The sequence below is a fragment of the Amnibacterium endophyticum genome (genome assembly GCF_042680685.1).
Classification (GTDB): Bacteria; Actinomycetota; Actinomycetes; order Actinomycetales; family Microbacteriaceae; genus Amnibacterium; species Amnibacterium endophyticum.
In genome coordinates this window covers 1-17,171 of the sequence record NZ_JBHUEA010000035.1, presented here as the reverse complement: position 1 = coordinate 17,171, position 17,171 = coordinate 1, and the positions used below count along the sequence as shown (strand labels likewise).

At 74.6% G+C, this 17,171-nt stretch carries 15 protein-coding genes and 1 other RNA gene; 9 read left to right on the top strand and 7 right to left on the bottom strand.

Annotation, left to right across the window (positions count from 1 at the left end):
• The 3 genes from ACFSBI_RS15605 to sucB form a co-directional block, all read left to right on the top strand.
• On the top strand, positions 1-1,381 hold a 1,381-nt coding region (locus ACFSBI_RS15605), incomplete at its 5' end, for a leucyl aminopeptidase (protein ID WP_377936552.1).
• Positions 1,382-1,481: 100 nt separating this feature from the next.
• Positions 1,482-2,855: a dihydrolipoyl dehydrogenase gene (lpdA, locus tag ACFSBI_RS15600; RefSeq protein ID WP_377936550.1), complete on the top strand. Its 1,374-nt coding sequence runs from the start codon at positions 1,482-1,484 to the stop codon at positions 2,853-2,855.
• A gap of 46 nt (positions 2,856-2,901) precedes the next feature.
• Entirely contained in the window at positions 2,902-4,443 is a 1,542-nt protein-coding gene (sucB, locus tag ACFSBI_RS15595) for a 2-oxoglutarate dehydrogenase, E2 component, dihydrolipoamide succinyltransferase (protein WP_377936549.1), read from the top strand.
• Positions 4,444-4,446: 3 nt separating this feature from the next.
• Here sucB and ACFSBI_RS15590 read toward each other — a convergent pair whose 3' ends face one another.
• On the bottom strand, positions 4,447-5,565 hold the full coding sequence (locus tag ACFSBI_RS15590) for a hypothetical protein (RefSeq protein ID WP_377936547.1): 1,119 nt from the start codon (positions 5,563-5,565) through the stop codon (positions 4,447-4,449).
• 105 nt (positions 5,566-5,670) lie between these two features.
• Here ACFSBI_RS15590 and ACFSBI_RS15585 point away from each other — a divergent pair, with 105 nt between their 5' ends.
• From ACFSBI_RS15585 to glnA, 3 genes are all read left to right on the top strand, one after another.
• Entirely contained in the window at positions 5,671-6,369 is a 699-nt protein-coding gene (locus ACFSBI_RS15585) for a DUF4191 domain-containing protein (RefSeq protein WP_377936545.1), read from the top strand.
• On the top strand, positions 6,366-6,797 hold the full coding sequence (locus tag ACFSBI_RS15580; protein ID WP_377936543.1) for a DnaJ domain-containing protein: 432 nt from the start codon (positions 6,366-6,368) through the stop codon (positions 6,795-6,797). The genes ACFSBI_RS15585 and ACFSBI_RS15580 overlap by 4 nt, the downstream gene beginning before the upstream one ends.
• A gap of 105 nt (positions 6,798-6,902) precedes the next feature.
• The gene (glnA, locus tag ACFSBI_RS15575) at positions 6,903-8,339 is read left to right on the top strand and encodes a type I glutamate--ammonia ligase (RefSeq protein WP_377936541.1); all 1,437 of its coding nucleotides are present in this window, start codon (positions 6,903-6,905) and stop codon (positions 8,337-8,339) included.
• 67 nt (positions 8,340-8,406) lie between these two features.
• Here the strand turns inward: glnA and ACFSBI_RS15570 are convergent, their stop codons facing one another.
• The 3 genes from ACFSBI_RS15570 to ACFSBI_RS15560 all read right to left on the bottom strand — a co-directional run bounded on the left by ACFSBI_RS15570 (position 8,407) and on the right by ACFSBI_RS15560 (position 13,461).
• Entirely contained in the window at positions 8,407-9,024 is a 618-nt protein-coding gene (locus ACFSBI_RS15570) for a hypothetical protein (protein WP_377936539.1), read from the bottom strand.
• Between the two features lie 119 nt (positions 9,025-9,143).
• Positions 9,144-12,152, bottom strand: a complete 3,009-nt coding sequence (locus tag ACFSBI_RS15565) for a bifunctional [glutamine synthetase] adenylyltransferase/[glutamine synthetase]-adenylyl-L-tyrosine phosphorylase (protein WP_377936537.1) — start codon at positions 12,150-12,152, stop codon at positions 9,144-9,146.
• On the bottom strand, positions 12,121-13,461 hold the full coding sequence (locus ACFSBI_RS15560; RefSeq protein ID WP_377936535.1) for a glutamine synthetase family protein: 1,341 nt from the start codon (positions 13,459-13,461) through the stop codon (positions 12,121-12,123). Before ACFSBI_RS15560 ends, ACFSBI_RS15565 begins: the two co-directional genes overlap by 32 nt.
• A gap of 118 nt (positions 13,462-13,579) precedes the next feature.
• Here ACFSBI_RS15560 and panB point away from each other — a divergent pair, with 118 nt between their 5' ends.
• Positions 13,580-14,392 (top strand): 3-methyl-2-oxobutanoate hydroxymethyltransferase, encoded by an 813-nt coding sequence (gene panB, locus ACFSBI_RS15555; protein WP_377936533.1) that lies wholly within the window; start codon positions 13,580-13,582, stop codon positions 14,390-14,392.
• A gap of 2 nt (positions 14,393-14,394) precedes the next feature.
• On the opposite strand, the gene ACFSBI_RS15550 is transcribed toward panB, so the two are convergent.
• Positions 14,395-14,574 (bottom strand): SPOR domain-containing protein, encoded by a 180-nt coding sequence (locus tag ACFSBI_RS15550; RefSeq protein WP_377936531.1) that lies wholly within the window; start codon positions 14,572-14,574, stop codon positions 14,395-14,397.
• A 74-nt stretch (positions 14,575-14,648) separates the two neighbouring features.
• On the opposite strand from ACFSBI_RS15550, the gene ppgK reads away from it, so the two are divergent.
• Both ppgK and rnpB read left to right on the top strand, forming a co-directional pair.
• Positions 14,649-15,470 carry a polyphosphate--glucose phosphotransferase gene (ppgK, locus tag ACFSBI_RS15545; protein WP_377936529.1) on the top strand — a complete coding sequence of 274 codons (822 nt, stop codon included), beginning with the start codon at positions 14,649-14,651 and terminating at the stop codon, positions 15,468-15,470.
• Positions 15,471-15,487: 17 nt separating this feature from the next.
• An RNA gene (rnpB, locus tag ACFSBI_RS15540) (RNase P RNA component class A) lies at positions 15,488-15,873 on the top strand.
• 278 nt (positions 15,874-16,151) lie between these two features.
• Here the strand turns inward: rnpB and ACFSBI_RS15535 are convergent.
• Entirely contained in the window at positions 16,152-16,892 is a 741-nt protein-coding gene (locus ACFSBI_RS15535; protein ID WP_377936527.1) for a zinc ribbon domain-containing protein, read from the bottom strand.
• Positions 16,889-17,171, bottom strand: a 283-nt coding sequence (locus tag ACFSBI_RS15530; protein ID WP_377936525.1) for a hypothetical protein, incomplete at its 5' end; no start/stop codon positions are given. The genes ACFSBI_RS15530 and ACFSBI_RS15535, both read right to left, overlap by 4 nt.

Below are 17,171 nucleotides of genomic sequence, written 5' to 3'. Positions count from 1 at the left end.
CGACGCGGGCGGCCTCGACGCCCGCGCGCTCGGCGTCACCGGCGCGGCGGGCGACCTCGCCCGCCTGCCGGGCACGGGCGTCGCCGCGGGGCAGCTCGTGCTCGTCGGCCTGGGCGCGCGGGTCGACGCGGACGCGCTCCGCGCCGCCGCGGCGACCGCGGTCCGGCGGCTCGCGGGCGTCGACCACGTCGCCCTCGCGCTGCCGGTCGACGGCGCGGAGGACCTCGCCGCGGTGCTCGAGGGCGCGGCGCTCGGCGCCTACCGCTACGCGGAGTACCGCGTGAAGTCCCTCGCGGCGCAGAAGGAGCCGGTCGCTCGGGTCACCGTCGTCAGCGACGAGCCCGCGGCCGACGCGGTGGACCGGGCCGCCGTGCTCGCCGAGGCCGTCGCGCTCGTCAAGGACCTGGTGCACACGCCCCCGAACGACCTGTTCCCGTCCGCCCTGGCCGACCGGGCCGTCGAGGCGGCGGCCGGCGCGGGCCTCGAAGCGCGGGTGTGGGACGAGGCCGAGCTCTCCGAGGGCGGCTTCGGCGGCATCCTCGGGGTGGGCGCCGGCTCGGTCCGGCCGCCGAGGCTCGTGCGCATCGGCTGGGCGCCCGAGGGCGCGGAGCGCACGGTCGCGCTGGTCGGCAAGGGCATCACCTTCGACTCCGGCGGCCTGTCGCTGAAGCCGCCCGCGTCGATGGTCGGCATGAAGTACGACATGACCGGCGCCGCGACCGTCCTCGCCGTCGTCGTCGCCGCCGCCCGGCTGCGGCTCCCCGTCGGGGTGACGGCCTGGCTCTGCATCGCCGAGAACATGCCGTCCGGGTCCGCGGCGCGGCCGAACGACGTGCTGCGCATCCGCGGCGGCCGCACCGTCGAGGTCCTGAACACCGACGCGGAGGGCCGCCTGGTGATGGCCGACGGCATCGTCGCCGCGTGCGAGGAGTCGCCGGACGCCGTGATCGACGTCGCGACCCTCACCGGCGCGGTCATGACGGCGCTCGGCATGCGGACCGTCGGGGCGATGGGCGACGACGACCTCGTCGCCCGGGTGCGCGCGGCGGCCGCGAAGGCCGGTGAGCCGGTCTGGCACCTCCCGCTGCCGGAGGAGCTGCGGGCGCTGCTCAACTCCGACGTCGCGGACATCGCCAACGTGAAGATGGGCCAGACGGCGGGCGGCGCGCTGATCGCCGGGCGCTTCCTGCAGGAGTTCGTCGGCGAGCGCCCCGCCGGCGGCCCGATCCCGTGGCTGCACCTCGACATCGCCGGCGCCGCGAACAACACCGGCCAGGCGTACGGCGCGACCGGCAGCGGCCCGACCGGGACCATGGTGCGCACCCTCGTCGCGCTGCTGCAGGACCTCGCCTCCGGCGGCCCGTCGGACGGCAGGGAGTAGGGTTCCAGACGGCGGTCAGGACCGCCGGAGCGGGCCCGGGAGGGGCCGGCCCGAGGTCCGCGGAGCCGCCGTGCGCGAGCAGATGAGGAGTACCGACGACGTGCCTGACCAGTCCTTCGACCTCGTGATCCTGGGCGGCGGCAGCGGCGGGTACTCCGCAGCGCTCCGCGCCCGCGAGCTCGGGATGTCCGTCGCCCTGATCGAGAAGGACAAGGTCGGCGGCACCTGCCTCCACCGCGGCTGCATCCCCACCAAGGCGCTGCTGCACGCGGCCGAGGTCGCGGACACCGCCAAGGACAGCGAGCACTACGGCATCAAGGCGACGTTCGAGTCGGTCGACATCGCCGGCGTGACGAGCTACCGCACCGGCATCGTCTCGAAGAAGTTCAAGGGCCTGCAGTCCCTGCTGAAGGCCCGCGGCGTCACCACGATCGACGGCACGGGGCGGCTGACGTCGGGCACCACCGTGCAGGTCGGCGACTCCACCATCACGGGCGGCAAGGTCGTGCTGGCGACGGGTTCCTACTCCCGGTCGCTGCCGGGCCTCGAGCTCGGCGGCCGCGTCATCGACAGCGAGAAGGCGCTCGACCTCGACTTCGTCCCGAAGAAGGTCGCGGTGCTGGGCGGCGGCGTGATCGGCGTCGAGTTCGCGAGCGTCTGGCGCTCCTTCGGCGCGGACGTCACGATCATCGAGGCCCTCCCCCACCTCGTGCCGAACGAGGAGGAGTCCCTGTCGAAGGCGCTCGAGCGGGCCTTCCGCAAGCGCGGCATCCAGTACTCCCTCGGGGTGCGCTTCAAGTCGGTCGAGCAGAGCGACTCCGGCGTCGTCGTGACGCTCGAGGACGGCAAGACCGTCGACGCCGAGCTGCTGCTCGTCGCGGTCGGGCGCGGCCCGGCGACGCAGGGCAACGGCTTCGAGGAGTCGGGGATCGCCCTCGACCGCGGCTTCGTCACCGTGAACGACCGGCTCGAGACCTCCGTGCCCGGCGTCTACGCCGTCGGCGACATCGTCCCCGGCCTGCAGCTCGCCCACCGCAGCTTCCAGCAGGGCATCTTCGTCGCGGAGGAGATCGCCGGGCTGAACCCCGCGGTCGTCAGCGACGTCAACGTCCCGCGCATCACCTACAGCGAGCCGGAGGTCGCCTCGGTCGGCCTGACCGAGGCGCGGGCCGTCGAGCAGTACGGCCGCGAGGCCGTGCAGGCGTACGACTACAGCCTCGCCGGCAACGCGAAGAGCGAGATCCTCGACACCTCCGGCTCGATCAAGGTCGTCCGCGTCAAGGACGGTCCGGTCGTCGGCGTGCACGGCATCGGGTCCCGCGTCGGCGAGCTGATCGGCGAGGCCCAGCTCATCGTCAACTGGGAGGCCTGGCCGGAGGACGTCGCCCCGTACCTGCACGGCCACCCGACGCAGTACGAGGCCATGGGCGAGGCGTTCCTCGCGCTGGCCGGCAAGCCCCTCCACGCCCTCTGACCCACATCCGCAGGCGGCATCGCCGCTGCCCGAAAGGAATCCACCGATGAGCGAGTCCGTCACCCTTCCGGCGCTCGGCGAGAGCGTCACCGAGGGCACGGTGACCCGTTGGCTGAAGCAGGTCGGCGAGTCCGTCGAGGTCGACGAGCCACTGCTCGAGGTCTCGACCGACAAGGTCGACACCGAGATCCCCTCCCCCGTCGCCGGCGTGATCGAGGAGATCCTGGTGGAGGAGGACGAGACCGTGGAGGTGGGCGCCGAGCTGGTCCGCATCGGCGACGGCTCCGGCGCGTCCTCCGGCGGCGACGCGGCACCCGAGGCCGAGCCGGAGCCGGAGCCGGAGCCCCAGCCGCAGGAGGACGTGATGGCCGAGGAGGCCGGCACGGCCCCGGTCGACTCGTCCCCCGAGCCTGCGCCCGCCCGGGTGCAGGACGACGAGCCGGAGGAGGACGCCGACGCCGGCAGCTCCTACAGCGAGCCGACGCCCGAGGAGGAGGTCGTCCCGTCCTCCGAGGCGCCCGTGGGGTCCGACGAGGGGAAGCCCGCGCAGGCCGCACCGCCGGCCCCGGCCGAGCCGGAGCAGCCGAAGCCGGAGCAGCCGAAGCCGTCGAGCGCGCCCGCCGCTTCGGGCTCGCAGGCCCCGCAGTCGAGCGGGTCCGGGCAGCCCGCGGGCGGCGCGCACGCCGCCGCGCCGTACGTGACCCCGATCGTCCGCAAGCTGGCGAACGACCGCGGCGTGGACCTCTCGAGCGTCCAGGGCTCCGGGGTCGGCGGCCGCATCCGCAAGGAGGACGTGCTCGCCGCGGCGGAGCAGGCCTCCGCGCCGGCCGCTGCCGCCGCAGCGCCCGCCCCGAAGGCGGAGCCCTCGCCGCTGCGCGGCACGACGGTGAAGATGTCGCGGCTCCGCAAGGTCGTGGCCGAGCGCGCGGTGGTGTCGATGCAGTCGACCGCCCAGCTCACGACGGTCGTCGAGGCCGACGTGACCGCCGTCGCGAAGCTGCGCGCACGGATGAAGGACGAGTTCCTCGCCAAGACCGGACAGAAGCTGTCGTTCATGCCCTTCTTCGCCCTCGCGGCCGTCGAGGCGCTCCAGCAGTACCCGATCATCAACGCCACCGTGGACGGCGACTCGATCGTCTACCCGGACCACGAGAACGTCTCGATCGCGGTCGACACCGAGCGCGGGCTGCTGACGCCGGTGATCCGGAACGCGGGCGGCATGTCCATCGCGGAGCTGTCCGGCCAGATCGCCGACCTCGCGTCGCGCACCCGCGACAACAAGCTGAAGCCGGACGAGCTGGCGGGCGGCACCTTCACCCTGACCAACACCGGGTCGCGCGGCGCGCTGTTCGACACGCCGCTCGTCTTCCTGCCGCAGGTCGCGATCCTCGGCACCGGCGCGGTCGTGAAGAAGCCGGCGGTCGTCGCGACGGCCGACGGCGGCGAGTCCATCGCGATCCGCTCGACGGTGTACCTGGCGCTCAGCTACGACCACCGGATCGTCGACGGCGCCGACGCCGCCCGCTTCCTCACCGCGGTGCGGCAGCGGCTCGAGGCCGGCGACTTCCAGGGCTCGCTCGGCATCTGACGGTCATCCTGGCGGCTCCGCGACGACGTCGCGGAGCCGCCAGCCGTCCGTCTCGCGGACGCCCACCACCACGGCGCCGCCGGCACGGGCGACGGCCGTGCCGACCCCGGTCGAGACGACCCGGGGCTCGCCGTCCGCCGGCACGGCGTCGACCCCCGCCTCGAGCGCGGCCCGGTCCGCCTGACGCACCGGCGAGCCGACGCTCGACACCGCCTCGAGGCACGCCCGGTCCCCCTCGGCGAGGCACCTGCGGCGCTCGTCCAGCAGCCGCTGCACGGCGACCGGCGCGGCGAGGTCCCGGGCCGCCACCGTCGTCACCGACCGGGACGGGGCCGGCCGCGCAGGAGCCGTCATCGGCCCGCCGCCGGCCGCCCCCTCGGCGGGGCCGCCGCCGGGCAGCACCAGCACGGCCGCGAGGAGCAGGGCCGCGACGCCGCCGAGCAGCGCCCACATCCGCGGCCGGACCTGCCCGAGCGCCGAGCGCAGCGGGGCGAGCGGATCGCGCCGTCCCTCGGCCGCCTCGGGCGCAGGCGCCTCGGCGCCGAGGAGCCGCCCGGGCAGCGCACCGGGGAGCGGCACCGACGCGGTGGCGCGCAGGCGCACCGGCACGGGCTCCGCGAGCGCGAACAGGACGTCCACGAGCTCGGCCGGGGTCCGGCCTCGCGCCGACGGCGGCAGCCCGGTGCGCTGCAGCAGCCCGTCGGCGAGCGTCGCGAAGGCGTGCTGGTCCTCGGCGACGGCGGCGGAGAAGGCTGCGGGGCCGATCCGCCGCAGCAGCACCGCCCGCTCCGGCGACCAGGCGGGCGTCCCGTCCGCGTCCAGCACGACCTGCGAGCCGTCCACGCCGCCGAGGGCGACGCCCGCCTCGTGCAGCCGCTCGAGCGCGCCGGCGAGCGGCACCAGCACGGTCACCGCCTCCCCCGGCCGGGTCAGCCCGGCCCCGAGCAGCAGGTCGGCGAGCCGCACGGCGGGCTCCGGCAGCACCAGCACGAGGTCGCCGCTCGCGGTGGTGCCCACGTCGAGCAGGGGCTCGAGGTGCGGACCGGCGCCGACGAGCAGCGCCTCCATCAGGTCCGGCTCGTCCGCCCGGAGGCGCCTCGTCCGCGTCGGGGTGTCGGTCATGCCCGCAGCGTGACGCCCGCGACCCCGCCACTGGGGCCGATCACGGCGTCGAAGGCTCGCTCCGCACCCGCGGCGGTCTGGGGAGGAGCGGATACCATCGTCGGCATGGCCCGCACCACCGGCCGGCCGGCCAAGAAGCCGGGCCGCGTCAAGCAGATGATCCAGGTCTTCCAGATGACCCGGAAGGCCGACCCGTCGGTCACCTGGTGGGTGCTGCTCGCCTTCCTGCTGCCGGTGCTCGGCGGGGTCGTGCTCGCCCTCACGGTGGCGGGCGGCAACGTCCTGTCGATCATCACGATGGTGCTGCTCGGCATCGTCACCGGGCTGCTCGTCGCCCTCATCGTGCTCGGTCGCCGGGCCGAGTCGGCCGCCTACGCGCAGATCGAGGGGCAGCCGGGCGCGGTCGGCGCCGTGCTCCGCAGCTCGCTGCGCCGGGGCTGGCGCGGCAGCGAGGTGCCCGTCGCCGTCAACCCGCGCACCCGCGACGCCGTGTACCGCGCCATCGGCCGCCCGGGCGTCGTCCTGATCGCCGAGGGGCCCAAGGGCCGCACGCAGCGCCTCGTCGAGGAGGAGCGCCGCAAGGTGCAGCGCGTCGCGCCGAACGTGCCGGTCTCCGTCATCCGCGTCGGCCCCGACGAGGACGCCGTGCCGCTCGGCCGGATCAACCGGCGGCTCGGCCGGCTGAAGCCCCGCCTGACGAGGGCCGAGGTGCTCGGCGTGAGCAACCGGCTGGAGTCCATGAAGGCCTCCGTGCCGATGCCGAAGGGCGTCGACCCGACGAAGCTGCGTCCCGTCCGCAGGTGACCGCCGGCGCCGGGCCCGCGGCCAGGCAGGAGGCGGCGAGACTGCTCGGTGTCGACCCTGCGGCATCGGCCGCGGAGGTCCAGCGCGCCTTCCTGAAGGCCGCCCGCACGGCGCACCCCGACATGCGCCCCGGCGCCGGGCCGCAGGAGCGCCACGACGCCGCCGTCGAGTTCGACCGGCTGCTGCGGGCCCGCGACGTGCTGCTCGACGCCGCGCGGACGGCCGCTGCCGGCGGCGACGGCGGCTCACCGGCCGAGACCCTGCGTGCGGCGCCCCGCGTGCCGAGCCAGAGCCTCGGCGGACCGCTCGTCGTGCTCGCGCTGCTGAGCTTCCTGCTCGTCCTGCTGGTGACCGTCGAGCAGGGCCTCGAGGGCGGACCCGGCGCTCCCGCGGCCCCGTCGCGCCCGGTGTCCTCCGGCCGCCCGTAACACCGCCGAAACGCGCCGGTGACGTCGACGAAACGGACGCACCCGTAGGTTGGTGGCGGCTCGCGTCCGCCGCGCCGGCATCGGCCCTCCAGGAGAACCATCACCATGCCCACTCCCAAGTTCAGCGACTCGTCCGAGGTCATCAAGTTCATCCGCGACACGGACGTCAAGTTCCTCGACATCCGGTTCACGGACCTGCCCGGGGTGCAGCAGCACTTCAACATCCCGGCGAGCACGGTCGACGAGGAGTTCTTCTCGGTCGGTCAGCTGTTCGACGGCTCGTCAATCCGCGGCTTCGCGAACATCCACGAGTCGGACATGCAGCTGATCCCGGACCCGTCGACGGCCTACATCGACCCGTTCCGCGTCGAGCGCACGCTGATCATGGTCTTCGACATCTACAACCCGCGGAACGGCGAGATCTACTCGAAGGACCCGCGCCAGATCGCGCACAAGGCCGAGAAGTACGTCGCCTCCACGGGCATCGCGGACACCGCGTTCTTCGCGCCCGAGGCCGAGTTCTACATCTTCGACGACGTGCGCTACTCGGTGACGCAGGGCGAGAGCTTCTACAAGGTCGACTCGTCCGAGGCCGCCTGGAACTCGGGGCGCGAGGAGGTCGGCGGCAACCTGGCGAACAAGACGCCGTACAAGGGCGGCTACTTCCCGGTGAGCCCGGTCGACCAGCACGCGGACCTCCGCGACGACATCGTGCTGAAGCTGATCGAGGCGGGCCTCGAGGTCGAGCGCAGCCACCACGAGGTCGGCACCGCCGGCCAGGGCGAGATCAACTACAAGTTCGACACGCTGGTGCACGCCGCGGACGACATCCTGAAGTTCAAGTACCTCGTCAAGAACACCGCGAAGCAGTGGGGCAAGACCGCCACCTTCATGCCGAAGCCGCTCTTCGGCGACAACGGCTCTGGCATGCACACGCACCAGTCGCTCTGGAACGACGGCAAGCCGCTGTTCTACGACGAGGCCGGCTACGGCGGCCTGTCCGACCTCGCGCGCTGGTACATCGGCGGCATCCTGAAGCACGCGCCGTCGCTGCTCGCCTTCACGAACCCGACCGCGAACTCGTACCACCGGCTGGTCCCGGGCTACGAGGCGCCGGTGAACCTCGTCTACTCGGCGGGCAACCGCTCCGCGGCGATCCGCATCCCGATCACCGGCACGAACCCCAAGGCGAAGCGCATCGAGTTCCGGGCGCCCGACGCGTCCGGGAACCCGTACCTGGCCTTCGCCGCGCAGCTGATGGCGGGCATCGACGGCATCCAGAACCGCATCGAGCCGCACGAGCCGGTCGACAAGGACCTCTACGAGCTGCCGCCCGAGGAGGCGAAGCAGATCCCCCAGGTGCCGGGCTCGCTCGACCTGGTGCTGGAGGCGCTCGAGGCCGACCACGACTACCTGACGGCGGGCGACGTGTTCACGCCCGAGGTCATCGAGACGTGGATCGACTACAAGCGCGAGAAGGAGATCAAGCCGCTCGCCGCGCGTCCGCACCCCTTCGAGTACGAGCTGTACTTCGGCGTCTGACGCCTGCAGCCCCGCCGGCCGAGGCCGCCGCTCCCCCGAGGAGCGGCGGCCTTCGTCGTCTGGTGGCTCACTCCGTCACGTACCTCGGGTTCGCAGCCGGGACCTGTCGAGCCAGCGGATGGGAGTCGGCGGCCGAGTGACTCACTTCGTCTCGCCGACGTCGTCCCGCGGCGTTGCGGATCGAGTCAGCGGCACTCGCACCGGGGTCCAGCGGCGAGACGGTCAGCAGGTGGTCGGCGATCTCCACGAGCTCGTCGAGGTCCAGCTCGTCCCCCAGCTGGACCCACGCCTCGCTCGGCGCGCAGACCACGAGGCCGTCGAGGTCCTGGACCACCGGAGGCAGCGAGAGGCGGTGCCCGATCACCCCGCGCGTCCGGGGCGGGCTCGCCGGACGCACCGCGGCGACGTGCAGGGGATCGGACTGCTGCAGCCGGACCGGCAGGGGCATCCCGCGCAGCTGCGCGGCCGTGGCGTGGCAGAACGACCGGCCCGGCCGCATCCGGACGGCGTAGGCGCGGCAGCGCTCGAGCAGGGTCGTCGGCGCGACGCTCGAGTGCACCCCGTGGAGCGGATGGACCAGGTCCTTGCGAGTCGCGCGGCCCTTGGACCGCCGCCGCTCGACGAGCGCGGCGCGGTCGAACGGCCGTCCTGCGAGGTCGTCGGGCAACGGTCGCGGCTCGGGCACGGCGTCGACGATCCCGCACGGGCGACGATCGCGGTGCCGTCGTCCACAGCCCCGCCGCCGGCTCGGATCGTCACGCTCGCGCGGGCTCGACGCGTGACGAGGCGAGCCGCGGGGGCCGCTCAGGCGAAGAGGCGCTCGAAGACCGCGCGGGCGCGGCGGGTGGTGCGGAGCGCGTCCTCCTCGAGCAGCGTCGCGCTGCCGGGCGGGTACTCGAGGATGCGGGCGACGCCCTCGAGCGCCTGGCGGTCCGTCGGCAGCACGTCCGTCGTCCGGTTCAGCCACAGCGTGATCGCGCTGCGGACGCGGGAGGCGAGCACCCAGGCGTCCCGGAGCGGCGCCGCGTCCTCGCGCTCGATCAGCCCGGCCGCGGCCGCGGCGTCGAACGCGGCCAGGGTGCTCTGCGTGCGCAGCCCCGGGACGGCGTGCGCGTGCTGCAGCTGCAGCAGCTGCACCACCCACTCGACGTCGGTCAGGCCGCCGGGCCCGAGCTTCAGGTGGCGGGACGGGTCCGCGGCGCGCGGCAGGCGCTCGGCCTCCATCCGCGCCTTGATGCGCTTGATCTCGCGCACCGCCCGCTCGTCGAGCCCCTCCGGGTAGCGCAGGCGGTCCGCGAGCGCCTCGAAGTCCTGCACCAGCGACCGGTCGCCCGCGACGCCGCGCGCCCGCAGCAGCGCCTGCGACTCCCACGTCACCGACCAGCGCGAGTAGTAGGCCTCGTAGGCGCGGAACGAGCGCGCCACCGGGCCGTTGCGCCCCTCGGGCCGCAGGTCGAAGTCGAGCTCGAACGGCAGCCGCTGGTCCGCGGTGAGCCGCTTCAGCTCGCTCACCAGGACGTCGGCCTGCCGCTGGGCGACCTCGGGCGCCATCCCGACGATGGCGCGGTACACGACGATGACGTCGACGTCCGAGCCGAACCCCAGCTCCGCTCCCCCGTAGCGCCCCATCGCGATCACCGCGAACTCCGGCCACGGCCCCTCGTCGCGACGCACGGCCCGGAGGCAGCCGGCGAGCAGCGCCGAGTCCACGTCGGCGAGCGCGGCGCCGAGCTCCTGCACCGTGACGGTGCCGAGCAGCGCCCCGAGCGCGAGCCGCAGCACCTCGCGGCGCCGGGCGATCCGCAGCGCCGCCGCCGCGTGGTCCCGGTCCGCATGGCGGAGCACGGTCGCCGTGGTCTCCGCCCGCAGCGCCGCGCGCGGGCGTGGACGCAGCTCGCCGTCCCGCTCGAACCACTGCACGGCCTCCGGCTGCGTCTCGAGCAGCCCGGTCACGAACCGCGACCCCGCGAGCACGGTCGCGAGCCGGCGCGCCGCGGTCGGCGAGTCGCGCAGCAGCCGCAGGTACCAGGCGGTGTCGCCGAGGCGCTCGGAGATCCGCCGGAACGACAGGAGCCCGAGGTCGGGGTCCGGCCCCTCCGCGAACCACTGCAGCAGCACCGGCAGCAGGGTGCGCTGGATCGCCGCCCTCCGGGAGACGCCGCCGGTGAGGGCGGCGATGTGCTGGAGGGCGCTGCGCGGGTCGGCGAAGCCGATGCCGGCCAGGCGGTCCTCTGCCGCCGCGGAGGACAGGGTCAGCTCCGCCTCCGGCAGCCGCGACACCGCCGTCAGCAGCGGCCGGTAGAAGAGTCGCTGGTGCAGGCCGCGCACCCGCCCGCGGACGCGGCCGACCCGCTCGTGCAGCGCGGCCCCGTCCTGCGCGATGCCGGACGACCGGGCGACGGCACGCAGCTCGCCGGCGTCGACCGGCAGCAGGTGCGTGCGCTGCAGCCGGCGCAGCTGGAGCCGGTGCTCGATGAGCCTGAGCAGGCGGTAGTCCTCGCCGAACTCCGCCGCCTCCACCCGTCCGACGTAGCCGCGCTCGGTGAGCGCGCGGAGCGCCGGGAGGGTCGCGCGCGCGTGCACGCCGGGGTCGGTGCGCCCGTGCACCAGCTGCAGCAGCTGGACGGTGAACTCGACGTCCCGGAGGCCGCCCGGCCCCAGCTTCAGCTGGCGGTCCGCCTGCCCGGCGGGGATGTGCTGCTCCACGCGCTGCCGCATGCGCTGCACGTCCTGCACGAAGTCGCCGCGGGCCGAGGCCTGCCACACCTTCGGCCGCACCGCCTCGACGTAGCGGTGGCCGAGGTCGAGGTCGCCGGCGAGCGGCCACGCCTTCAGGAGCGCCTGGAACTCCCAGCCGCTCGCCCACCGCTCGTAGTAGCCGACGTGGGAGGCGAGGGTGCGCACCAGCGCGCCGCTGCGCCCCTCCGGGCGGAGGTTCGCGTCCACCTGCCACAGCGCGGGCTCCACGTCCGCGTCGTCGATCACGCGCATGAGCGTCACGGCAAGCCGCGTCGCCACCGGCAGCGGGTCGACGTCCGCGTCGTGGTCCGCCCGCTCGGCGACGAAGATCACGTCGACGTCGCTGACGTAGTTCAGCTCGCGGGCCCCCGCCTTGCCCATGCCGATGACCGCGAGCCGCACGGCGGCGACCCGGTCGGCGCCGCCGGACGCCGCGACCTCCGCCCTGGCGACGGCCAGCGCGGCCTCGAGGGCGGCGGCCGCGAGGTCGGCGAGCGCGGCGGCGACCTGCTCGAACACCGCCGTGCCCGAGGGCTGCTCCAGGTCCCAGGCGGCGATGCGGGTGAGCTGCCGGCGGTAGGCGACGCGGAGGGCGCGGCGGCCGTCGGCGCCGGAGCGCCCCGCCGTCCCGCCCTCGGCGCGCACCGCCTCGAGGAGGGCCCGCTGCAGCTCCGCAGGCTGCGGGGGCGACGACAGCGTCTCGAGCAGCACCTCGAGCGCATCCGGCCGGCGCGCGAGGAAGTCGGCGAGGCCGCCGGACGCCCCGAGCACCAGCGCGAGCCGGCGCGCCGCCGCGGGCGCGTCGAGCACGGGGCGCAGCGACGCGGCGTCCGGCTCCGCGAGCAGCAGCAGCGCGGCCAGCGCCTCGTCGGGCTGGCCGACGGGACGCTCGAAGGCGTCGAGCATCCGCCCGGCGTCCCGGTCGGTCAGCGCCGCCAGGTCGAGCAGGCCGCGCCGGGCCGCGCCGAGGTCGCCGAACCCGGCGCGCGCCAGCAGGGCGAGCCGGAGCCCTCCCGCGTCGTCCTGCCCGCGCGGCGCGCGCTCAGAGGAGCTCGAGGTTGCTGGCGAGCTCATAGGGCGTGACCTGGGCGCGGTAGGCCTCCCACTCGCGCCGCTTGTTGGCGAGCACGTGGCGGAAGACCCGCTCGCCCAGCGTCTCCGCGACGAGCTCCGACTCCTCCATCAGCCGCACCGCGGAGTCGAGGTTGGACGGCAGCGGGTCGTAGCCGAGCGCCCGCCGCTCGCCGTCGGACAGCGACCAGACGTCGTCCTCGGCCTCGGCGGGGAGCTCGTACTCCCCCTCCACGCCCTTCAGCCCCGCCGCGAGCAGCAGCGCGAACGCGAGGTAGGGGTTCGCGGCGGAGTCGATCGCCCGGTACTCGACGCGCGTGGACTGGCCCTTGTTCGGCTTGTACAGCGGCACGCGCACGAGCGCGGACCGGTTGTTGTGCCCCCAGGAGACGTAGCTCGGCGCCTCGTCGCCGCCCCACAGCCGCTTGTAGGAGTTCACGAACTGGTTCGTCACCGCGGTGATCTCGGGGGCGTGCCGCAGCAGACCGGCGATGAACCGGCGCCCGAGCGTCGACAGGTGGTACTCCCCGCTCGCGGAGAAGAACGCGTTCGTGTCGCCCTCGAACAGGGACAGGTGCGTGTGCATCCCGCTGCCCGGCCGGCCGGAGAGCGGCTTCGGCATGAACGTCGCGTAGACGCCCTGCTCGATCGCCACCTCCTTCACGACGGTGCGGAACGTCATGACGTTGTCCGCGGTCGTCAGCGCGTCCGCGTAGCGCAGGTCGATCTCGTTCTGGCCGGGCCCAGCCTCGTGGTGGCTGAACTCGACGGAGATGCCGAGGTCCTCCAGCATCCGCACGCTGCGGCGGCGGAAGTCGTGGGCGGTGCCGCCCGGCACGTTGTCGAAGTAGCCGGCCGAGTCCACGGGCTCGGGCCCGGCGGGCCCGTACGCGCTGCTCTTCAGCAGGTAGAACTCGATCTCGGGGTGCGTGTAGAAGGTGAAGCCGCTGTCGCCCGCCTTCGCGAGCGCCCGCTTCAGCACGTTGCGCGGGTCCGCCGACGCCGGCTGGCCGTCCGGCGTGGTGATGTCGCAGAACATGCGGGCGGTCGGGTCGACCTCGCCCCGCCAGGGCAGGATCTGGAACGTCGCGGGGTCGGGCACCGCCAGCACGTCGGCCTCGCTCGAGCGCGTGTACCCCTCGATGGCGGAGCCGTCGAACCCGATGCCCTCGGCGAACGCCCCCTCGACCTCCGCCGGGGCGACCGCGACGGACTTCAAGGTGCCGACGACGTCCGTGAACCAGAGGCGCACGAACTTGACGCCGCGCTCCTCGATGGTCCTGAGCACGAAGTCGCGCTGCTTGTCGACCAAGGGGCGTCTCCTCCCGAGCGGCTGGACGGGCGGATCCAGCACCACGCCCAAACCTACCGGGCGCCCCCGACGCCCGCACCGCGCCCGGCCGTCAGGCCGCCTCGTTACGCTGCCCGGCATGGCGGATCCACGCGCGAAGGTGCGGACGAGGCACTTCCTCGAGGCGAAGCGCGACGGCGTCCGCATCACCGGCCTCACGAGCTACGACACCAACACGGCGCGGATCTTCGACGAGGCGGGCATCGACTTCCTGCTCGTCGGCGACTCCGCCGGCAACACCGTGCTCGGCTACGACACGACCGTGCCCGTCACCAGCGAGGAGCTGATCCCGCTGACGCGGGCGGTCGCGAGGTCCACGACCCGCGCGTTCGTGATCGCGGACCTGCCGTTCGGCTCGTACGAGATCGGGCCCGAGCAGGCGCTCGCCACCGCCGTCCGCTTCATGAAGGAGACCGGCGCGCACGCGGTGAAGCTGGAGGGCGGGCGGCGCAGCGCCCCGCAGATCGCCCGGATCGTGGAGGCGGGCATCCCCGTCATGGCGCACATCGGGTTCACGCCGCAGAGCGAGCACCGCCTCGGCGGACATCGCGTGCAGGGCCGCGGCGAGGCGGCGGGCGAGCTGCTCGACGACGCGCGAGCCGTCGAGGACGCGGGCGCCTTCGCCGTCGTCCTCGAGATGGTGCCGTCCGACACCGCCCGGCGCGCGACCGAGGCCCTCACGATCCCGACGATCGGCGTGGGGGCGGGCCCGCACGTCGACGGGCAGCTGATGGTCTGGACCGACTTCGCCGGCCTCACCGCCGGGCGGGTGCCGCGGTTCGTGAAGCGCTACGCCGACCTGCGGGGCGAGCTGACCCGGGCGGCGACGGCGTTCCGGGAGGACGTCGCGTCCGGCGGCTACCCCGGGCCCGAGCACGAGTACCCGGACTGACCTCAGGCGTCGGCGGCGTCCTCCTCCGCCCACCGGCGGCTGTTCTCGGCGATGCGGTCCGGGGCGCCCTCGGCCTCCTCACGGGTGGCGTAGGGACCGGCCCTGTCCGACCACGGGGACTGGGCGCCCTGCTCGACCTGCCCGGTGCGCGTGTTGTACCACCACTGCTGATCGTCGGCCACGGCTGCTCCCGCCCCTCCGGCGGCCCCTCGCCGCGCTCGCTGCCGAATCGTACGCGGGCGCTACTGTGACGGCCGTGACGCAGGCGATCGGGATCGACATCGGCGGAACGGGGATCAAGGGCGGCCTCGTCGACCTGGAGCGGGGCGAGCTGATCAGCGAGCGCGTCAAGCGCGCGACCCCGGAGGGCGGCGAGCCGGACGACATCGTGCAGGTCGTGGTCGGCATCCTCGCCGAGCTGGCCGACGCGGGTGACCGCGCGGCGGTCGGCGTCTGCTTCCCCGCCGTCGTCCGGAACGGGCGCACGATGTCCGCCGCGAACGTCTCGAAGAAGTGGATTGGCCTCGCCGCCGAGCAGCTGTTCGAGCGCTCCCTCGGGCACGACATCACCTTCGTCAACGACGCCGACGCGGCCGGCTACGCCGAGAGCGAGTACGGGGCCGCGAAGGACGTCGACGGGCTCGTGATCATGACCACGCTCGGGACCGGCATCGGCTCCGCGCTCATCTACCGCAACCTGCTCGTCCCGAACGCGGAGCTCGGCCACATCGACATCGGCGAGCACACCGACTACGAGACCCACGCCTCCAACCTCGTGCGCGAGCGGAAGGAGCTGAGCTGGAAGCACTGGGCCTCGCGGCTGCAGCCCTACTACGCGACCCTCGAGAAGCTCTTCTCCCCCGACCTCTTCGTGGTCGGCGGCGGGGTCAGCAAGCACGCGGACGAGTTCCTGCCGCTGCTCGAGCTCGACACCCCGATCGTGCCCGCGGCGCTCCGCAACAACGCGGGCATCCTCGGCGCTGCGGCGCTCGCCGCGCACGGCTCCGGGCAGCGGGTCACCCGCGGCGCCGAGCAGCTCGTCCGCGAGACCACCCCGACGCCCCCGTCCGGGTCCTGACTAGACTCGGGGAGGGAACGGGCCGGCAGACGGTCGCGTCGTCCTCCGCGAGGAGGGCGCCGAGGAACGTCCGGGCTCCGCAGAGCAGGGCGGTGGGCAACACCCACCCGGGGTGACCCGAGAGCAAGTGCAACAGAGAGCAGACCGCCACGCGCACCGTCTCGAGAGGGACGACGCGCGGGGTAAGGGTGAAACGGTGGTGTAAGAGACCACCAGGGGCCCGTGCGAGCGGGCTCGCTGGGTAAACCTCGCCCGGAGCAAGGTCGAACAGGGACCGATTCGGTTGCTCGCCGATGGTCCCGGGTGGACCGCTGGAGGGCCGCGGCAACGCGTCCCCGAGAGAGATGGCCGTCCCCGGTGCAGCGCACCGGGACAGAACCCGGCGTATCGCCGGCCCGTTCTCCGTTTTTGTTCTGGAGCGGCTCCGCTGCGACCGGCTCCGCCGGCCCCATCGGAGCCGCTGCTCGCTGGCGCTCGCGCTTCGGCGCCATGAGGCGCCGGGGGCCTTCAGCCCCTCCGCTTCCTCACGTGCGCCCGCCGCGACCGGCTGCGCCGGCCCCGTCGGGCGCAGGCTCGTCGCTTCGCGACTTCGCGCCGATGGCCGCGGTCGCTGCGCTCCGCGTCAGACGGTTCCGCGTCAGACGGCTCCGCGTCGTCGACGCGGGGGCTGGACGCCGCGGGCTAGGCGGGGATGGCGCGGACGAGGATGCAGCTGCTCTCCGGGTCCAGGACCACCGCGTCCGGGGCCGCCGCACGGACCTCGGCGAGGTCCGCGCCGGTGAGCGCCATGTTGCTGCCCTGCGACACCGTGCCCACGAGCCGAGCCGCCCCGATGCCGTAGCGCGTGCGCTGCCGGTCGTAGAGGCCGAGCAGGTCCTCGGGCAGCGACGCCGCGACCTCGGCCCGGCGGGCCTGCGCCGCGCGCTGCTGCTCCGCGAGGCCCGCGAGCGCGTCGTCGCGGTCCCCGGTCAGCGCGGTGAGCCGCTCGTCGAGCGCGGCGATCGCCTCGGCCGTGGCCGCGCTCTCCGCCTCCGCCTGCTCGGCCGCCTCCATCAGCTCCAGCTCGTCGTCCTCGAGCGCGCCGCGGCGCCTCGTGAGGCTCGCGATCTCCTGCTCCAGCCCCTGCGCGTCCCGTGCCGAGCTCGTCGCGGCGAGCCGGTCCCGGTCCCGGGCGAGGCGCTGCTCGACGACCGCGACGTCCGCCTCCAGGCGGCGCACGCGGGTACGGAGGTCCTCGAGGACGCCGCGCTGCTCGGCGGCGCGCCGCCGGGCCGCGGTGCGCTCGGCCTCGACCGCGGCGATGTCCGCGCCGCTCTGCAGCCGACGGCGGTGCCCGGCGATCCGACCGAGCTCGTCGTCCGCGGCCTGCAGGTCGAGCAGCCGCAGCTGGACCTCGGGCGGCGCGGAGATGCCGGTGCTCACCCCTCCACCGTATCGGCGTGCCGACGCACCGGCGTCCGCGGCGCCCGCCCGGGCAGCACGCCCGCGACGAGCCCGACCAGGAACGCCGCCACGAGGCCGACCGCGGGCCCGCCGCGCAGCGCGGCCGGCGCGTCGACGAGCGCCAGCACCGGGGAGGAGGCGCCCGGCAGCAGCCCGTCGACGCGCAGCCAGCCGACGAGCGCGGCGACGCCCGCGACCGCGGCCGTCGCCGCGCTCCGTCCTGCGCCGCCCGTCGTCCGCACGCCCGCCCACGCGGCG

What these genes read in the sequence shown, in the direction of transcription:
- panB (WP_377936533.1), top strand. Translation starts at nt 13,580, where the DNA reads ATGGCGGATCCACGCGCGAAGGTGCGGACGAGGCACTTCCTCGAGGCG.
- sucB (WP_377936549.1), top strand. Translation starts at nt 2,902, where the DNA reads ATGAGCGAGTCCGTCACCCTTCCGGCGCTCGGCGAGAGCGTCACCGAG.
- ACFSBI_RS15590 (WP_377936547.1), bottom strand. Translation starts at nt 5,565, where the DNA reads ATGACCGACACCCCGACGCGGACGAGGCGCCTCCGGGCGGACGAGCCG.
- glnA (WP_377936541.1), top strand. Translation starts at nt 6,903, where the DNA reads ATGCCCACTCCCAAGTTCAGCGACTCGTCCGAGGTCATCAAGTTCATC.
- ACFSBI_RS15565 (WP_377936537.1), bottom strand. Translation starts at nt 12,152, where the DNA reads ATGAGCTCGCCAGCAACCTCGAGCTCCTCTGAGCGCGCGCCGCGCGGG.
- ACFSBI_RS15585 (WP_377936545.1), top strand. Translation starts at nt 5,671, where the DNA reads ATGGCCCGCACCACCGGCCGGCCGGCCAAGAAGCCGGGCCGCGTCAAG.